Origin of the sequence: Kitasatospora sp. RG8 (genome assembly GCF_017813315.1) — a bacterium.
Classification (GTDB): domain Bacteria; phylum Actinomycetota; class Actinomycetes; order Streptomycetales; family Streptomycetaceae; genus Kitasatospora.
The window spans coordinates 43953-60816 of the sequence record NZ_JAGIYX010000030.1; the positions used below are offsets into that span (position 1 = coordinate 43953).

The following is a 16864-nucleotide window of genomic DNA, read 5'->3' on the forward strand; positions in this document are numbered from 1 at the left end:
TGGTCGCTGTTGTCCCGCCCCACCGAGCGCTCCGGACCCTCCCGGCGCGCTCCCGCCGCCCACGGAGCAGCATTGGCACGCAAGATCGGCAGCCGCTACACCGTCCACCAGGTGATCGGCCGGGGCTCGGCCGGGACGGTCTGGCTCGGCGAGGGGCCGGACGGCCCGGTGGCGGTCAAGCTGCTGCGCGAGGACCTCGCCGCCGACCAGGTGCTGGTCGGCCGCTTCGTCCAGGAACGCGCCGCGCTGACCAGCCTCGACCACCCCCGGGTGGTCGGCGTGCGCGACATGGTCGTCGACGGCAGCGACCTCGCCCTGGTGATGGAACTGGTCCAGGGCACCGACCTGCGCTCCCGCCTGGAGCGCGACGGCGCCCTCGCGCCGCAGACCGCCGTCTCGGTCATCGCGGACGTCGCCGACGGCCTGGCCGCCGCGCACGCCGCCGGGATCGTGCACCGCGACGTCAAGCCCGAGAACGTCCTGCTCGACCTCGCCGCCGCCCCCGGACCCGGTGGCGCCCCGCGCGCCAAGCTGACCGACTTCGGCGTGGCCCGCCTGGTCGACGCCCCCCGCCGGACCCGCGCGACCCGGATCATCGGCACCCCCGACTACCTCGCCCCGGAGATCATCGAGGGCCTGGAGCCGCGCGCCGCGGTCGACATCTACGCCCTCGCCACCGTCCTCTACGAGCTGCTGGCCGGCTCCACCCCCTTCGGCGGCGGGCACACCGGCGCGGTGCTGCGCCGCCACGTCACCGAGCAGGTGCCGCCGGTCCCCGGCCTGCCGGACGGCCTCTGGCGGATCATCTCCGAGTGCCTGGCCAAGGCCCCGGCCTCCCGGCTGCGCGCCGCCGAGCTGGCCGCGCGGCTGCGCGAGCAGCTGCCCGCCCTGGCCGGGCTCCCGGTGCTGGCCGTCCCGCAGCAGGGCCGGGCCCCGGCCGAGGAGCTGCTGACCCCCGGCGAGGCCGTGTACGCCGAGGTGGACGCCGGCCCCGGCACCCACAAGCGGCGCCGCGGCCCGGCCGTCCCGCTGGTGCCCGGCGCCGCACCGGACTCCACCCGCGACACGCACACCAGCCTGCGCCGCCCCTCGGCCCAGGAGCTGGCCTCCTACGCGGCCGAGTCCCGGGCCCAGCGCACCGTCCCCGCGGCCCACCGGCGGGACCGCCAGGCGCTGCTGCGCCGCCGCCGGATGCTGGCCGTCCTGCTGGCCACGGTCCTGCTGCTGGCCGGTGCGGCCGCCGCCTGGACCGCCTTCGCCGCCACCGCGCCGGACACCGGGAAGCCGCCCCGTCCGGTGGTGCACTCCGCACCGCAGCGGGCCCCGTAGGGGATCGCGGGCGCCCGGTCGAAGCACCGGATGCACCCGGTGTCGCCAGGAGCCCCCCCGGGGGCATTACCCTGGGTGCGTGGCAGCCGTCGATCCTTCCGAAGAGCTCAAGAACCTCGAAACGACCATGGGGTCGATCGAGGCCGTCCTCGACCTGGACAAGATCCGGGCCGACATCGCGCGTCTGGAGGAGGAGGCAGCCGCCCCCGACCTGTGGGACGACCTCGCGAACGCGCAGAAGGTGACCAGCCGGCTCTCCTTCCTCCAGGGTGAACTGCGCCGGGTCGAGAACCTGCGCAGCCGCATCGACGACCTCGGCGTCCTGTTCGAACTGGCCGAGGCCGAGGACGACGCGGACACCCGGGTGGAGGCCGAGAACGAGCTGGCCTCCGTCATGAAGGCGGTCGAGGAGCTGGAGGTCCGCACGCTCCTCTCCGGCGAGTACGACGCCCGCGAGGCGCTGATCAACATCCGGGCCGAGGCCGGTGGCGTGGACGCCGCCGACTTCGCCGAGCAGCTGATGCGCATGTACCTGCGCTGGGCCGAGCGGCACGGGTACCCGACCGAGGTGTACGACACCTCGTACGCGGAGGAGGCCGGCATCAAGTCCGCGACCTTCACCGTCAAGGCCCCGTACGCCTACGGCACCCTCTCGGTCGAGCAGGGCACCCACCGCCTGGTCCGCATCTCGCCCTTCGACAACCAGGGCCGCCGGCAGACCTCGTTCGCCGGTGTCGAGGTGCTCCCGGTCGTCGAGCAGTCCGACCACGTCGACATCGACGAGTCGGAGCTGCGCATCGACGTCTACCGCGCCTCCGGCCCCGGCGGCCAGGGCGTCAACACCACCGACTCGGCGGTGCGCATCACGCACATCCCGACCGGCGTGGTGGTCTCCTGCCAGAACGAGCGCTCGCAGATCCAGAACAAGGCCTCGGCGATGAACGTCCTCCAGGCCAAGCTGCTGGAGCGGCGCCGCCAGGAGGAGCGCGCGGCGATGGACGCGCTCAAGGACAGCGGCAGCTCCTGGGGCAACCAGATGCGCTCCTACGTGCTGCACCCGTACCAGATGGTCAAGGACGTCCGTACCGAGTACGAGGTCGGCAACCCGCAGGGCGTGCTGGACGGCGACATCGACGGCTTCATCGAGGCCGGCATCCGGTGGCGCAAGCAGCGCGAGACCGCCGCGCAGTAGTGGTCACGGCAGGCGGGTCACGACCCGCCTGCCGTGACACGACGAAGGCCCCGACGGTGATCCGTCGGGGCCTTCGCGTACGTCTTCCGGGGTCAGGCCAGTGCCTGCCGGGCGATCAGCGCCACCGCGAGCAGGCCGGCCAAAAGGGCAAGCAGCATCGCGGGGGAGAGCACACCGAACGGGCCCTGCTGCTCCTGCAGCCGGGCACGGTTGGCGCGGCACACCGGGCACCGGCCATCGCTCACGCGGCCGTTGCAGTTGGCGCACACCAGATGGTCGCAGGTCATGCGATCTCCTCCTCGCTGCCTCAGCCAACGCACCGGACGGGGCTTTGGTTCCTTTTCTTGCCCTGTGCGGGGGAGCGGCCAACCCCGGCCGCCACCTCCACTCTGCCAGGTTCTGGCCGTTCCGGCCCCCGGGCTGTGAGATGCCTCCCAATTTTCTGGGCATAACCGGACATTCTCCCCCAAGTTCCAGCTTCTGTCACGGGCCGCCCCTGCGAGTCGGACGCGGCTTCGCGTATGGTCCCAAGCCGGGAGGGGCCCTTCCCCCTCCTTCCGCCCGCCCCCGGGCCGGGCGCCCGGGGTGGACCGACCGAGGACAGGCGCCGCCTAGGATGGCCTCCGTGATGCAGCCGTGATCAGATTCGACAACGTCTCCAAGACCTATCCCAAGCAGAACCGTCCCGCCCTGGACAACGTCTCGCTGGAGATCGAGAAGGGTGAGTTCGTCTTCCTGGTCGGCTCGTCCGGCTCGGGCAAGTCCACCTTCCTGCGCCTGTGCCTGCGCGAGGAGCGCCCCAGCACCGGCGAGGTGCACGTGCTGGGCAAGGACCTGGGCAAGCTGTCCAACTGGAAGGTGCCGCACATGCGCCGCCAGCTGGGCACCGTCTTCCAGGACTTCCGCCTGCTCCCCAACAAGACGGTCGCGCAGAACGTCGCCTTCGCCCTCGAGGTGATCGGCAAGCCCAAGAGTGCCATCAACAAGGTGGTGCCCGAGGTGCTGGACCTGGTCGGCCTCGGCGGCAAGGAGGACCGCATGCCGGGCGAGCTGTCCGGTGGTGAGCAGCAGCGCGTCGCGATCGCCCGGGCGTTCGTGAACCGCCCGATGCTGCTGATCGCGGACGAGCCCACCGGCAACCTCGACCCGCAGAACTCGGTCGGCATCATGAAGCTGCTCGACCGGATCAACCGCACCGGCACGACGGTGCTGATGGCCACTCACGACCAGGCCATCGTCGACCAGATGCGCAAGCGCGTCATCGAGCTCGACAAGGGGCTGCTGGTCCGCGACCAGGCCCGCGGCGTCTACGGGTACCAGCACTGATCCTCCGGCGCTGACCCGTGGGCCGCCGGCCCGTTCCGCCCGACCAGTACCGACCCTGGAGTTGTTACACGCATGCGCGCCCAGTTCGTCCTGTCGGAGATCGGTGTGGGTCTCCGCCGCAACCTGACGATGACCATCGCGGTCGTCGTCAGCGTCGCGCTCTCCCTCGCCCTCGCCGGTGCCTCGCTCCTGGTCCGTGACCAGGTCAACTCCATGAAGGGGTACTGGTACGACAAGGTCGAGGTGAGCATCTACTTCTGCACGAAGTCGGACGCCCGCAACTCGCCGCAGTGCCAGAACGGCGCGGCCACCGACCCGCAGATCGCCGACATCAAGTCCCAGCTGGACAAGATGGACTCGGTGGTCCAGTCCTCGACCTTCGAGAACTCCACCGAGGCGTACAAGCACTGGAAGGAGATGAACCCGGACAACCCGCTCATCTCCGTCCTCGGCCCGGACGCCATCCCGCAGTCCTGGCGGGTGAAGCTCAAGGACCCGACCAAGTACGACGTCATCCAGAGCGCCTTCGCCGGCAAGCCCGGCGTCAAGTCGGTCGAGGACCAGCGGAAGATCCTGGAGAACCTGTTCGGCCTGCTGAACGGCCTCCAGACCGCGGCGTTCGTGATCATGGTGCTGATGCTGTTCGTCGCCCTGCTGCTGATCGTCAACACCGTCCGGGTGTCGGCGTACAGCAGGCGGCGCGAGACCGGCATCATGCGCCTGGTCGGTGCCTCGAACTTCTACGTCCAGATGCCGTTCATCGCCGAGGCCGCGTTCGCCGCGCTGCTCGGCGCGGTGATGGCGTCCGGACTCCTCCTCGGCGGGCACTTCTTCGTCCAGGGCTGGCTGGCCGACCGGGTCCAGTTCATCCACTTCATCGGGCTCAGCTCGGTGCTGGCGGTGATACCGCTGCTGGTGGTGGTCGGTATGGGCATGGCCGGCATCGCGGCGTTCTTCACCCTCAGGAAGTACCTGAAGGTCTAGCACCACCCCGGAGCTCCGGCCCCGGACCGGCTCCGGCGCCCCCGCGGCCCCGGACGGCACTGCGCCGTCCGGGGCCGTCGGCGTTCCGCCGTCAGCCGTTCCGGCCCGCCGCGTCACGTGCTGCGCCTACACTCCGATGCCATGCTGCAAACTCCGCGCAGGGCACGCCAGGCGGCCACCCTCAGCCTGGTGTTCGGCGCCGTGCTGCTGGCCGGCGCCGCGACCGGCGCCTGGGGCGACCCGAGCGCGCCACCGCACCGCCCGTCCGCGGACGCGGCCCCGGCCGTCGCGGCCGGCGTCGCGGCCGGCCAGGACCCGGCCGGGGCGGCGCTCTCCGAGCAGCAGGCCGAGCACCTGATCGGTGCCAACGGCGACCGCTGGGGCGCCTACTACAGCGCCCAGGAGTACGCCGAGTTCAGCCAGGGTCTGGACGGCCGCTACCTGGGCGTGGGCCTCTCGGTCGGCCGCGGGCAGGACGGCGTCACCGAGGTCTCGCAGGTGCAGCCCGCCGGGCCGGCCGCGGAGGCCGGGATCGCCGCCGGCGACCGGCTGTTGCGGGTCGGTCCTGACCAGGCCGACCACCTGCCCGTGACCGAGGTCGTCGCCCGGCTGCGCGGGCGCGAGGGGGAACGGCGGATCGGCTCCGAGGTCACCCTCGCCGTCCAGCGCGGGGACGGCGGCATCCGCGAGGTCCAGCTGCGCCGTGCCCTGCTGGACAGCCAGCAGGTCGCGGTCGAGCACCTGGACAAGGGGGTCCTGCGGATCACCGTGCGGGCCTTCACCAGCGGCGTGGCCGAGCAGGTGCGCGCCGCCGTGCGCGGCCCGCACACCGGGGTGGTGCTGGACCTGCGCGGCAACTCCGGCGGGCTGGTCGACGAGGCCGCCGGTACCGCCGGGGTCTTCCTGGACGGCGGCCCGGTCGGCTCGTACCAGGAGCGCGGCGGGACCCGCGAGCTGACCGCCCCGCCCGGCGGCGACCAGCGCTCGCCGCTGGTGGTGCTGGTGGACGGCGGCACCATGAGCGCCGCCGAACTGCTCACCGGCGCGCTCCAGGACCGCAGCCGGGCCGTCGTGGTGGGCGGCCGGACCTTCGGCAAGGGCACCGTCCAGCAGCCCAGCCGGCTCGCCGACGGCGCGGTGCTGGAGCTGACCGTCGGCCGCTACTACACCCCGGCGGGCCGCTCCCCGGAGGGCACCGGCCTGACCCCCGACGTGCCCGCGTCCGGCTCCGAGGACGCCGGCGAGCTGGCCCTGCGGGTCCTGGCGGGCCTGGGGACGCGGACCTGACGCACCCGGGCCCGGCGCGTGCGCGCGCGAGGGCCTGACGCGCGGGTAAAGGGGCTGCTCCGCACCGGGCCGAGGTGCGAGAATGGCCGCGCTATGGCAAAGGAAACCGGACAGAAGCTGATCGCGCAGAACAAGAAGGCGCGACACGAGTACACCATCCTCGACACCTACGAGTGCGGTCTCGTGCTCACCGGCACCGAGGTCAAGTCACTGCGCGAAGGGCGGGCCAACCTGGTCGACGGGTACGCCTACATCCAGAACCACGAGGCGTGGATCGACAACGTCTTCATCCCCGAGTACACCCAGGGGACGTGGACCAACCACGCCGCGCGGCGCAAGCGCAAGCTGCTGCTGCACCGGATCGAGATCCACAAGATCGAGGCCAAGGTCCGGGACGCCGGCCACACCCTGATCCCGCTCTCGCTGTACTTCAAGGACGGCCGGGTGAAGCTCGAACTCGCGCTCGCCGTCGGCAAGAAGCTGTACGACAAGCGCCAGACGCTGCGGGAGAAGCAGGACACCCGCGAGACGGCCCGTGCGGTGGCGGCGGCGCGCCGGCGTCAGAGCTGACACCCGGCGACGCCGGCGTTAATCCGCTGGACCCTCGCTGGTCGCCTCGCGTACTATGGCGCCAGCAACACGGACGGCAACGTCCGAGCTGTTTCTCAAAAAAACATGGGGATGATCGGTTTCGACAGGGGACGTCGAAACAGGAGAAGCGAGCCGAGGAACGCGGCAATGATCTCGTTAACCATCTGTCGCAAAAAAATAATCGCCAACTCTAAGCGCGATTCCCAGCAGTTCGCTCTCGCTGCCTAATAACAGCTAAGAGTGCTTGGGTGTCAGACCGGGGAGTTCCCGACCCGGACCCTGGCATAATCTAGGGAACTCAACCGTCCGCCCGGGCTGCGAGGGCGGATGGGAAATCAAACAGCAGCTGGGCCTGTTGGCGGCTTGTCCGCGTGACTGCCAGGGCCGAGAAACTCACAGCGGACTGCGCTCGGAGAAGTCCTGAATCCACTCCACTGGACCCGGGTTCGATTCCCGGCATCTCCACAACCCCATGTTGCACAGCGAAGGCCGCCCACCGCTCAGCGGAGGGCGGCCTTCGCGATTTCCCCTCCCGGTGCGGCGCAACGGAGCGGCGGGGCGTAGGATCTTCCGTCCGCTCGTTTCCCAGAGCCGGACTCCCGCCGCTACCACCGAGGCCATGCAGAGCAATACGGACACCACCGCCGCCACCGACTCCGAGACCGTCCGCGAGCGCGAGATCGCCGGGGAGCAGCACCACCTGGACACGGTCTACCACCGCCTGGAGGAGAAGCTCGCCGAGGCCGAGTACATCCTGGAGGACGCCGCCAAGCGCGTCCAGGTCGGCACCCCCGGCGCGCTCGCCGAGCGCGACGCCCAGGTCTACCGGGCGGGCGCCCACCTCCAGCGGCTCAACAACGAGTTCGAGGACTTCCTCTTCGGCCGGATCGACCTCCAGCAGGCCGACGCGCCGGAGGAGCACGGCATCCCCTCGAACACCCCGCTCGACCCGGCCGACCCCGCCGTCGCCGAGACCCTCCACATCGGCCGGCTCGGTGTGCTGGACGCCGAGTACGGCCCGCTGGTGATCGACTGGCGGGCGCCGGCCGCCGCGCCGTTCTACCGGTCCACCCCGCTGGAGCCCGGCCGGGTCATCCGCCGCCGGGTGATCCGCTCCAAGGGCCGCAAGGTGGTCGGCGTCGAGGACGACCTGCTCCGCCCCGACCTCACCCCCACCCTGGACGGCCGCGAGCTGGCGGTGGTCGGCGACGGTGCGCTGATGGCCTCCCTCGGCCGCGCCCGCAGCCACTCGATGCGCGACATCGTCTCGTCCATCCAGAAGGAGCAGGACGAGGTGATCCGCGCCGCCGCGGCCGGGGCCACCCTGGTCACCGGCGGCCCCGGGACCGGCAAGACGGCCGTCGCCCTTCACCGCGCCGCCTTCCTGCTCTACCAGGACCGCCGCCGCTACGCCGGGGGCATCCTGGTGGTCTCCCCGACCCCGCTGCTGGTCTCCTACACCGAGGGCGTGCTGCCCTCGCTCGGCGAGGAGGGGCAGGTCGCCATCCGCGCGGTCGGCTCCCTGGTCGACGGCATCGAGGCGGGCGTCTACGACACCCCGGAGGCCGCCCGGGTCAAGGGCTCGGCCCGGATGGTGCAGCTGCTGCGCCGGGCCGCCAGGGCGGCGCTGGAGCTCGGCGCGCCGCAGGAGCTGAAGGTGGTCGCCCGCGGCGAGGTGCTGCGGCTGGACGCCGGCCGGCTCAAGGCCGTGCGTGGCAACGTGGTGGGCTCCGGCGGCACCCCGCTGAACCTGCTCCGCCCGCGCGCCCGCCGGCTGCTGCTGGACGCGCTCTGGCAGGAGGCGACCCGGCACCTGCCGAAGCCGTCCGACCACTACGCCCGTGAGCAGCGCCAGGAGGAGAAGGAGGCCTTCGACGACTACGTCTCGGACGAGGCGGCGTTCCTGGACTTCCTGGACGCCTGGTGGCCCGCGGTGACCCCGCGCCGGGTGCTCGGCACGCTGAAGCAGACCCGGCACACCAACCGGATCGCCCGCCGCGCCGTGACCCCGGAGGAGGCCCGGCTGCTGGCCGGCTCGTGGCGGCACCTGTCCGAGCGCGGCGAGGGCGAGCTGTCGGCGCACGACGTGGCGCTGGTGGACGAGCTCCAGGTGCTGCTCGGCGAGCCGGTCCGCCCGAAGGTCCGCGAGGTGGACGCGGTGGACCTGCTGAGCGGCCTGGACGAGGTCACCACGTTCGCGGACCGCAACTCCAGGCAGCGCGAGAGGGTGCCGGTGGAGCGCACCGAGTACGCGCACATCATCGTGGACGAGGCGCAGGACCTGACCCCGATGCAGTGGCGGATGATCGGCCGCCGCGCCCGGATGGCCACCTGGACGATCGTCGGCGACCCGGCGCAGTCCTCCTGGCCGTTCCCCGGCGAGGCGCAGGCGGCGCTGGACGAGGTGCTGTCCGGCAAGCCGCGCCGTCGCTACACGCTGACCGTGAACTACCGGAACCCGGCCGAGATCGCCGAGGTGGCGGCCAAGGTGCTGGCGCTGGCCGCGCCGGGCACGCCGTCGCCGAGCGCGGTGCGCAGGGTCGGCGTGGAGCCGCGCTTCGCGGCCGTCACGGACCCGTCGCCGGAGGCCTTCGGCGCGGCGGCCCGGGCGGAGCTGGAGCGGCTGCTGGGGGAGGTGGACGGCACCGTGGCGGTCGTCGTGCCGATGGATCGCCGGGCCGAGGCGGCCGGGTGGATCGACGGCCTGGGCGAGCGGGCGGTGGCGCTGGGCAGCCTGGAGGCCAAGGGCCTGGAGTACGACGCGACCGTGGTGGCCGACCCGACCGGGATCGCCGGCGAGTCGGAGGCGGGCCTGCGGGTGCTCTACGTGGCGCTGACCCGGGCGACCCAGCGGCTGACCGTGCTCTCCGGTCCGGACGACCTGCCGGACGCGGACGGCGTGCCGGCCCTGCTGGACGGCTGACCTGCTGACCGCCCGTCAGGGCGGGCGGCACGAAGAAGGCCCCTCACCGGGCACGAAGAAGGCCCCTCACCGACGGTGAGGGGCCTTCAGACGTTAATGACACCGACCCGCCATGCTCGCCTCGCGGCAAGTGGTCCCTCGAAGGGACGAAGGTTGGGCCCGGGGGCTTGGATCGAGCCGGTGTCCCGTCCAATGTAACGCATCGGCCCGCTGAGGCAAGAAGTTGTCGACTTCGCACACTCAATGAACGTTATTTCTGGCTACAGCCTGGTAGGTGCGACGATCGAGGTCTAGCATGCGCAGGCGAAGCCTTCAACAATCTGTTGAAGCAACTGAGGACGGAAGAAGGAACGTCGATGGCGACGGTGCCCAGTGTCTCCAACTCGATCACGGTGCGGCTGGAGGTCCCGGCCAGGGGCAATGCCGTCAGTGCGATCACCACGGCCGTCGAGTCCTCCGGCGGTTCGGTCACCGGCCTGGACGTCACCGCCTCCGGCCTGGAGGCGCTGCGGATCGACGTGACCGTGGCCGCGTCCTCGGTCGCCCACGGCGAGGAGATCGTCGAGAAGCTGCGCACGATCGACGGCGTGTCGATCGGCAAGGTCTCCGACCGTACCTTCCTGATGCACCTCGGCGGCAAGATCGAGATGTCCTCGAAGCTGCCGATCCGCAACCGTGACGACCTCAGCATGATCTACACCCCGGGTGTCGCCCGGGTCTGCATGGCGATCGCCGAGAACCCCGAGGACGCCCGCCGCCTCACCATCAAGCGCAACAGCGTCGCCGTGGTCACCGACGGTTCGGCGGTGCTGGGCCTGGGCAACATCGGCCCGGCCGCCGCGCTGCCGGTGATGGAGGGCAAGGCGGCCCTGTTCAAGCGCTTCGCCGGCATCGACGCCTGGCCGATCTGCCTGGACACCCAGGACACCGACGAGATCGTGGCCATCGTCAAGGCGATCGCCCCCGGCTTCGCCGGCATCAACCTGGAGGACATCTCCGCGCCGCGCTGCTTCGAGATCGAGGCCCGGCTGCGCGAGGCCCTGGACATCCCGGTCTTCCACGACGACCAGCACGGCACCGCGATCGTGGTGCTGGCCGCGCTCACCAACGCGCTCAAGGTGGTCGGCAAGGACATCTCCGAGATCCGCGTGGTGATGTCGGGCGCCGGTGCCGCCGGTACCGCGATCCTCAAGCTGCTGCTGGCGGCCGGCGTCGAGCACGCCACCGTCGCGGACGTGCGGGGCGTGGTCCACCAGGGCCGTGAGGACCTCAACGACTCGCTGCGCTGGATCGCCGAGCACACCAACCGCTCGGGCCGCACCGGCAGCCTCAAGGAGGCCGTGGCGGGCGCCGACGTCTTCATCGGCGTCTCGGCCCCGAACGTGCTGGACGGCGACGACCTGGCCACCATGGCGCCGGACGCGATCGTCTTCGCACTGGCCAACCCGGACCCGGAGGTCGACCCGGCGATCGCCCGGCAGACCGCCGCCGTGGTCGCCACCGGCCGCAGCGACTTCCCGAACCAGATCAACAACGTGCTGGTCTTCCCGGGCGTCTTCCGCGGCCTGCTGGACGCCCAGAGCCGGACGGTCAACACCGAGATGATGATCGCCGCCGCCCGGGCGCTGGCCACCACCGTCGCCGACGACGAGCTGAACGCCAACTACATCATCCCGAGCGTCTTCCACAAGGACGTCGCGAAGACGGTGGCCGCCGCCGTCCGTGACGCCGCGCTGGCCGGCGTGCAGGAGGAGCGCGAACCGTCCCGTCCGACCCCGGGCATCGTCGGCACCCTCGACACCTCCTCCTTCCCCTCCGTCAAGCTCTGACGGCGGCCCCGCGGCGCGTGTCGCGGATCGGTCAAATGACCGAATAGCGCGCTTACCCACCCAAGCCCGCCCCGAACCCTTGCGACACAAGGGCGAGGGGCGTGTTTGGGCTTGTCGTGCCTAGGGCGTACGGTAGCCCTGCACGGGGCAGGCGTGTCCGACAAGTACGGAACGTCCCCCTGGTCTTCCGGCGTGTCGTCCCGACCGCCGCCCGCGCCCGGTCCGCCGGAGCCGACGGAGCATCACACCTCCGGCGGGCGGGCGTTGTTCGGGTGGCTCGGCCGGGGCCCGATTGGCTTTCTCGGGGCCGGACGGGGCAGGATTCGTATCCGGGCAGGCAGGCGGGCCTTCGACGGCACCGGCGCCGCGGCACGGGGTACGAACCCGGCCTGCGACCACGCATTGCCTGAATGAGCACAGTGTGCGGACCTGCGGCCTATCCGGGTGCCCCCCGGAGGGAGCACCGATGGGCCCCCGCACACCGCAAGCGAACAGACCACAGGAGTACACATGAACCGCAGTGAGCTGGTGGCCGCGCTGTCCGAGCGCGCCGAGGTGACCCGCAAGGACGCCGACGCCGTTCTGGCCGCCTTCGCCGAGATCGTCGGCGAGGTCGTCGCCAAGGGCGACGAGAAGGTCACCATCCCCGGTTTCCTGACCTTCGAGCGCACCCACCGCGCTGCCCGCACCGCCCGCAACCCGCAGACCGGCGAGCCGATCCAGATCGCGGCCGGCTACAGCGCCAAGGTGAGCGCGGGCTCCAAGCTCAAGGAAGCCGCCAAGGGCGCCTGAGCAACCCCTTGAACGCCGAGAGGCCGGGTTCCCTTCGGGGAGCCCGGCCTCTCGGCGTCGGTGGGGCCGCCGGTCAGGCGGTGACCAGCTGCTCGCTGGGCAGCTCGACGTGGGCGCCGAGGTCGCGCAGCTTCTCCATGAAGTTCTCATAGCCGCGGTTGATCAGGTCGATGCCGTGCACGGTCGAGGTGCCCTCGGCCGCCAGCGCCGCGATCAGGTACGAGAAGCCGCCGCGCAGGTCCGGGATGACCAGCTCGGAGCCGATCAGCTTGGACGGGCCGGAGACGACCGCGGAGTGCAGGAAGTTGCGGGCGCCGAAGCGGCACGGGGTGGCGCCCAGGCACTCGCGGTAGAGCTGGATGTGGGCGCCCATCTGGTTCAGCGCGCCGGTGAAGCCGAGCCGCGACTCGTACACCGTCTCGTGCACGATGGACAGGCCGGTGGCCTGGGTCAGCGCGACCACCAGCGGCTGCTGCCAGTCGGTCTGGAAGCCCGGGTGCACGTCGGTCTCCAGGGCGATCGCCTTGAGCTCGCCGCCCGGGTGCCAGAACCGGATGCCCTCGTCGTCCACCTCGAAGGCGCCGCCGACCTTCCGGAAGGTGTTGAGGAAGGTCATCATCTCCAGCTGGCGGGCGCCGCGGACGTAGATGTCGCCCTTGGTGGCCAGTGCCGCGCAGGCCCAGGAGGCGGACTCCAGGCGGTCCGGCAGCGCGCGGTGGTTGTAGCCGGAGAGCTCGTCGACACCGGTGATCAGGATGGTCCGGTCGGTGCCCATGGTGATGATCGCGCCCATCTTCTGCAGGATGCAGATCAGGTCGACGATCTCCGGCTCGACGGCCGCGTTGCGCAGCTCGGTGACGCCCTCGCAGAGGACGGCGGTGAGCAGGACCTGCTCGGTGGCGCCGACCGACGGGTAGGGCAGCTCGATCTTGGTGCCGCGAAGCCGCTGCGGGGCGACCAGGTAGGTGCCCTGCGGGTGCTTCTCGATGGTGGCGCCGAACTGGCGGAGCACCTCGAAGTGGAAGTCGACCGGGCGGCCGCCGATGTCGCAGCCGCCGAGGCCCGGGATGAAGGCGTGGCCGAGGCGGTGCAGCAGCGGGCCGCAGAACAGGATCGGGATCCGCGAGGACCCGGCGTGCGCGTCGATGTCGGCGACGTTGGCGCTCTCCACGTGGGAGGGGTCGAGGATCAGCTCGCCCTCCTCGTCACCGGTGCGCACCGTCACGCCGTGCAGCTGGAGCAGGCCGCGGACCACCTTGACGTCGCGGATGTCCGGGACGTTGCGCAGTCTGCTGGGTCCCTGCCCGAGCAGGGCGGCGACCATGGCCTTGGGGACCAGGTTCTTCGCACCACGGACGCGGATCTCGCCTTCGAGCGGGTTTCCGCCGTGAACCAGCAGGACGTCGTCGGTCATCGTTCTCGCAATCCGGGGTGCCAGAGGAGTGGGTGGGGCTCCGGTCGGGAGCCGGCGGTGGACCGGTCGTACGGGCGCGTTCGGGCCCCCGGCGTGACCGAGTCGGCACCGTATAAGGGCGTCCACCATCAGTAGATGGTAGTGGGCGTATCGGTGGTTCCCGTGAGCCTCTCCCGTGATGGTGCTCTCTCGGGGTGGTGTCGCGCCCGCCGGTGCGTCCGTACGGGTGTTCGCGCGGCGCGGCGGCGGCCGTGCGGACGGTCTCCGTGTTGCGGTGTCCGCCCCCGGGGGTTCTGCGGGATCATGTGAGGCATGACGGCGGCCCATTCGCACGGAGGCCGGTCCCACACCGGCCGTTTGCTCGTCGCGACCCCCGTGCTCACCGACCCGAACTTCGCGCGGGCGGTGGTGCTCCTCCTCGACCACGACGCCGAGGGGGCGCTCGGCGTCGTCCTGAACAGACCGACGCCGGTCAAGGTCGGCAGTGTGCTGGACGGCTGGGGCGGCCTGGTCGGTCCGCCGGCCGTGGTGTTCCAGGGCGGACCGGTCGCCCTGGACTCGGCGCTCGGCCTGGCGGTGGCACCGGGGGAGCCGGGCACCGTCGAACCGCTCGGCTGGCGGCGGGTGCACGGCGCGATCGGCCTGGTGGACCTGGAGGCGCCGCCCGAGGTGCTGGCCGGGGAGCTGGGCGGGCTGCGGATCTTCGCCGGGTACGCGGGCTGGTCGCCGGGGCAGCTGGAGGCGGAGGTCGAATCCGGCGCCTGGTACCTGGTGGACTGCGAACCGGGCGACATCTCCAGCCCCGAGCCGGAGCGGCTCTGGCGTGCGGTGCTGCGCCGCCAGCGCGGCCCGCTGGCACTGCTCGCGACGTACCCGGACGACCCCACGTTGAACTGACGTGCGACCGTCCCGGGCGCGACACTGGCCCGCTTTCCCGGGGCCCCCATAGACTTGGCACTCATGAGCACTCTTGAGCCCGAGCGCGGCCTCGGCACCGGCACCCTGGTCGAGCCCGTCCCGCAGGTGTCCAACGGGGACGGCGACCACGAGCGCTTCGCGCACTACGTCCAGAAGGACAAGATCATGGAGAGCGCGCTCTCCGGATCCCCCGTGGTGGCGCTCTGCGGCAAGGTCTGGGTGCCCGGGCGCGACCCGAAGAAGTACCCGGTCTGTCCGATGTGCAAGGAGATCTACGACGGCATCGGCAAGCCCCAGGACGGCAAGGGCGGCGACGACAAGTAGCCCGCCGGCCCCGGCCGTTTTGCACAGTGGACCATTTCGCGAAGTGGTCTATGCCAATTGAGCCGGGCGGGGGCAGGATGGCGGGATGGACCTCATACCCGCCCCCTTGAGCTCCGTCCGCCTCCAGGACCAGGACTTCCCCCTCGACCGCGGCACCACCCTCACCGCCCCGCCCGCGCTGGCCGGTGCCGAGCGGTGGCTGCGGACCTCGCTGACCGCGGCGACCGGACTGCCGCTCGCCCCCGGGCGGCCCGGCGAGGGCGTCGAACTGGTGCACGACGAGACGCTGGCCGGCGAGGCGTACCGGCTCTCGGTGCGCCCCGGCCACGCCGTGATCACCGCCGGAGGCCCGGCCGGCGCGCTCTGGGGCGCGCAGACGCTGCGCCGGCTGCTCGGCCCGGACGCCTACCGCCGGGCCCCGCTGCGGGGCGGCGGCTGGGTGCTGCCGGGCACCGACATCGAGGACGCCCCCCGCTTCGCCTGGCGCGGCGCGCTGCTGGACGTCGCCCGGCACTTCCTCCCCAAGGCCGACGTCCTGCGCTTCGTCGACCAGCTCTCCGCGCACAAGCTCAACGTGCTGCACCTGCACCTGACCGACGACCAGGGCTGGCGGCTGGAGATCAAGCGCTACCCGAGGCTGGCGGAGCAGGCCTCCTGGCGCGAGCGCTCGATGGTCGGCTACCGGGCCGGCGGGCGGCGTGACGACCGCCCGCACGGCGGCTTCTACACCCAGGACGACGTGCGCGAGATCGTCGCGTACGCCGCCGAGCGGGCGGTCACCGTCGTCCCGGAGATCGACCTGCCGGGCCACTCGCAGGCCGCCATCGCCGCCTACCCGGAGCTGGGCAACACCGACGTGGTGGACACCGCGGCGCTGGGCGTGTGGACCGACTGGGGCGTCAGTCACCACGTGCTCAACCCCTCCGAGGCCACCCTCCGCTTCTTCGAGGGCGTGCTGGAGGAGGTGCTGGAGCTCTTCCCGTCCGAGTTCATCCACCTCGGCGGCGACGAGTGCCCCAAGGAGCAGTGGAAGGACAGCCCGGCCGCCCAGGCGCGGATCCGGGAACTGGGCCTGGCCAACGAGGACGAGCTGCAGAGCCACGTGATCCGGCACTTCGACCGCTGGCTGGCCGGGCGCGGGCGCCGGCTGATCGGCTGGGACGAGATCCTGGAGGGCGGCCTGGCCCCCGGTGCGGCCGTCTCCTCCTGGCGCGGCTACGGCGGCGGGATCGCCGCCGCGCAGGCCGGTCACGACGTGGTGATGTGCCCCGAGCAGCACGTCTACCTGGACCACCGGCAGGCGCCGGGCCAGGACGAGCCGGTCCCGGTCGGCTTCGTCCGCACCCTGGAGGACGTCTACCGGTTCGAGCCGGTGCCGGCGCAGCTGGACGGGGCCGCGGCCCGCCGGGTGATCGGCACCCAGGCCAACCTGTGGACCGAGTTCATGGACAGCGCCCGGGACGTCGACTACCGGGCCTTCCCCCGGCTCGCGGCCTTCGCCGAGGTCGCCTGGTCCGCACTGCCCGCCGACCCGGCCGCGCGCGACTACGCCGGCTTCGAGCGCCGGATGGAGGCCCACCGGGCCGTGCTGGACGCGCTCGGCGTCGAGTACCGGCCGGCCGCCGGGCCGCACCCCTGGCAGCGCCGGCCCGGCGTGCTCGGCCGCCCGCTCGACGGACCGCCGCCGGCCGTCTGACGGACGAGGGTCCCCGAGGCGATCGGGAACTGCCGGCCGTCTGACGGACGAGGGTCCCCGAGGCGATCGGGAACTTCTGAGTGGCCATCCGACGTCAAGAACAGATGAACATCTGCTTCGGTCCGGTCCGGGCCGGAGCAGATACCGCCCGGTATCCGTCCCAATCGGGCAGTTCCGTTCGCCCGCCCCGAAATGATCATCGAGCATTGTGTGCCAGAGTTGCCCAACCCGGCCCGATCGCCCGTACCCTACGGGCCAG

General features: G+C 71.8%; 14 protein-coding genes and 1 other RNA gene. 13 read left to right on the forward strand and 2 right to left on the reverse strand.

Features of this window, described 5'->3' with window-relative positions; translation table 11 throughout:
* The first annotated feature begins 72 nt into the window (after positions 1–72).
* Both J5Y04_RS32985 and prfB read left to right on the forward strand, forming a co-directional pair.
* Positions 73–1329, forward strand: a complete 1257-nt coding sequence (locus J5Y04_RS32985) for a serine/threonine-protein kinase (protein WP_209416081.1) — start codon at positions 73–75, stop codon at positions 1327–1329.
* 79 nt (positions 1330–1408) lie between these two features.
* Positions 1409–2521 (forward strand): peptide chain release factor 2, encoded by a 1113-nt coding sequence (gene prfB, locus J5Y04_RS32990; RefSeq protein WP_209416082.1) that lies wholly within the window; start codon positions 1409–1411, stop codon positions 2519–2521.
* Positions 2522–2613: 92 nt separating this feature from the next.
* On the opposite strand, the gene J5Y04_RS32995 is transcribed toward prfB, so the two are convergent.
* Positions 2614–2808, reverse strand: coding sequence for a hypothetical protein (locus J5Y04_RS32995; protein ID WP_148644606.1), 195 nt, complete (start codon positions 2806–2808; stop codon positions 2614–2616).
* A gap of 349 nt (positions 2809–3157) precedes the next feature.
* Here J5Y04_RS32995 and ftsE point away from each other — a divergent pair, with 349 nt between their 5' ends.
* From ftsE to J5Y04_RS33035, 8 genes are all read left to right on the forward strand, one after another.
* Entirely contained in the window at positions 3158–3847 is a 690-nt protein-coding gene (ftsE, locus tag J5Y04_RS33000) for a cell division ATP-binding protein FtsE (RefSeq protein ID WP_148644607.1), read from the forward strand.
* A 72-nt stretch (positions 3848–3919) separates the two neighbouring features.
* The gene (gene ftsX / locus J5Y04_RS33005) at positions 3920–4831 is read left to right on the forward strand and encodes a permease-like cell division protein FtsX (RefSeq protein WP_148644608.1); all 912 of its coding nucleotides are present in this window, start codon (positions 3920–3922) and stop codon (positions 4829–4831) included.
* A 141-nt stretch (positions 4832–4972) separates the two neighbouring features.
* Positions 4973–6118 (forward strand): S41 family peptidase, encoded by a 1146-nt coding sequence (locus tag J5Y04_RS33010; RefSeq protein ID WP_209416083.1) that lies wholly within the window; start codon positions 4973–4975, stop codon positions 6116–6118.
* A 93-nt stretch (positions 6119–6211) separates the two neighbouring features.
* The gene (gene smpB, locus J5Y04_RS33015; protein WP_209416084.1) at positions 6212–6688 is read left to right on the forward strand and encodes an SsrA-binding protein SmpB; all 477 of its coding nucleotides are present in this window, start codon (positions 6212–6214) and stop codon (positions 6686–6688) included.
* 107 nt (positions 6689–6795) lie between these two features.
* Positions 6796–7177, forward strand: a transfer-messenger RNA (tmRNA) gene (ssrA, locus tag J5Y04_RS33020).
* Between the two features lie 151 nt (positions 7178–7328).
* The gene (locus J5Y04_RS33025; protein WP_209416085.1) at positions 7329–9632 is read left to right on the forward strand and encodes a UvrD-helicase domain-containing protein; all 2304 of its coding nucleotides are present in this window, start codon (positions 7329–7331) and stop codon (positions 9630–9632) included.
* Positions 9633–9988: 356 nt separating this feature from the next.
* Complete coding sequence (locus J5Y04_RS33030) at positions 9989–11461, forward strand: NAD-dependent malic enzyme (RefSeq protein WP_209416086.1); 1473 nt, start codon at positions 9989–9991, stop codon at positions 11459–11461.
* 510 nt (positions 11462–11971) lie between these two features.
* Positions 11972–12253, forward strand: coding sequence for an HU family DNA-binding protein (locus J5Y04_RS33035; RefSeq protein WP_030059737.1), 282 nt, complete (start codon positions 11972–11974; stop codon positions 12251–12253).
* A gap of 73 nt (positions 12254–12326) precedes the next feature.
* Here J5Y04_RS33035 and murA read toward each other — a convergent pair whose 3' ends face one another.
* Positions 12327–13667, reverse strand: coding sequence for a UDP-N-acetylglucosamine 1-carboxyvinyltransferase (gene murA / locus J5Y04_RS33040; RefSeq protein ID WP_209416087.1), 1341 nt, complete (start codon positions 13665–13667; stop codon positions 12327–12329).
* A gap of 312 nt (positions 13668–13979) precedes the next feature.
* Between murA and J5Y04_RS33045 the strand changes: the two genes are divergently transcribed.
* The 3 genes from J5Y04_RS33045 (at position 13980) to J5Y04_RS33055 (ending at position 16605) form a co-directional block, all read left to right on the forward strand.
* The gene (locus J5Y04_RS33045) at positions 13980–14564 is read left to right on the forward strand and encodes a YqgE/AlgH family protein (protein WP_209416088.1); all 585 of its coding nucleotides are present in this window, start codon (positions 13980–13982) and stop codon (positions 14562–14564) included.
* Positions 14565–14627: 63 nt separating this feature from the next.
* On the forward strand, positions 14628–14909 hold the full coding sequence (locus J5Y04_RS33050; protein ID WP_174315682.1) for a DUF3039 domain-containing protein: 282 nt from the start codon (positions 14628–14630) through the stop codon (positions 14907–14909).
* Positions 14910–14994: 85 nt separating this feature from the next.
* Positions 14995–16605, forward strand: coding sequence for a beta-N-acetylhexosaminidase (locus J5Y04_RS33055; RefSeq protein ID WP_209416089.1), 1611 nt, complete (start codon positions 14995–14997; stop codon positions 16603–16605).
* Positions 16606–16864 lie beyond the last annotated feature (259 nt).

What these genes read in the sequence shown, in the direction of transcription:
- J5Y04_RS32995 (WP_148644606.1), bottom strand. Translation starts at nt 2,808, where the DNA reads ATGACCTGCGACCATCTGGTGTGCGCCAACTGCAACGGCCGCGTGAGC.
- ftsX (WP_148644608.1), top strand. Translation starts at nt 3,920, where the DNA reads ATGCGCGCCCAGTTCGTCCTGTCGGAGATCGGTGTGGGTCTCCGCCGC.
- J5Y04_RS33010 (WP_209416083.1), top strand. Translation starts at nt 4,973, where the DNA reads ATGCTGCAAACTCCGCGCAGGGCACGCCAGGCGGCCACCCTCAGCCTG.
- smpB (WP_209416084.1), top strand. Translation starts at nt 6,212, where the DNA reads ATGGCAAAGGAAACCGGACAGAAGCTGATCGCGCAGAACAAGAAGGCG.
- J5Y04_RS33025 (WP_209416085.1), top strand. Translation starts at nt 7,329, where the DNA reads ATGCAGAGCAATACGGACACCACCGCCGCCACCGACTCCGAGACCGTC.
- J5Y04_RS33030 (WP_209416086.1), top strand. Translation starts at nt 9,989, where the DNA reads ATGGCGACGGTGCCCAGTGTCTCCAACTCGATCACGGTGCGGCTGGAG.
- J5Y04_RS33035 (WP_030059737.1), top strand. Translation starts at nt 11,972, where the DNA reads ATGAACCGCAGTGAGCTGGTGGCCGCGCTGTCCGAGCGCGCCGAGGTG.
- murA (WP_209416087.1), bottom strand. Translation starts at nt 13,667, where the DNA reads ATGACCGACGACGTCCTGCTGGTTCACGGCGGAAACCCGCTCGAAGGC.
- J5Y04_RS33045 (WP_209416088.1), top strand. Translation starts at nt 13,980, where the DNA reads ATGACGGCGGCCCATTCGCACGGAGGCCGGTCCCACACCGGCCGTTTG.
- J5Y04_RS33050 (WP_174315682.1), top strand. Translation starts at nt 14,628, where the DNA reads ATGAGCACTCTTGAGCCCGAGCGCGGCCTCGGCACCGGCACCCTGGTC.
- J5Y04_RS33055 (WP_209416089.1), top strand. Translation starts at nt 14,995, where the DNA reads ATGGACCTCATACCCGCCCCCTTGAGCTCCGTCCGCCTCCAGGACCAG.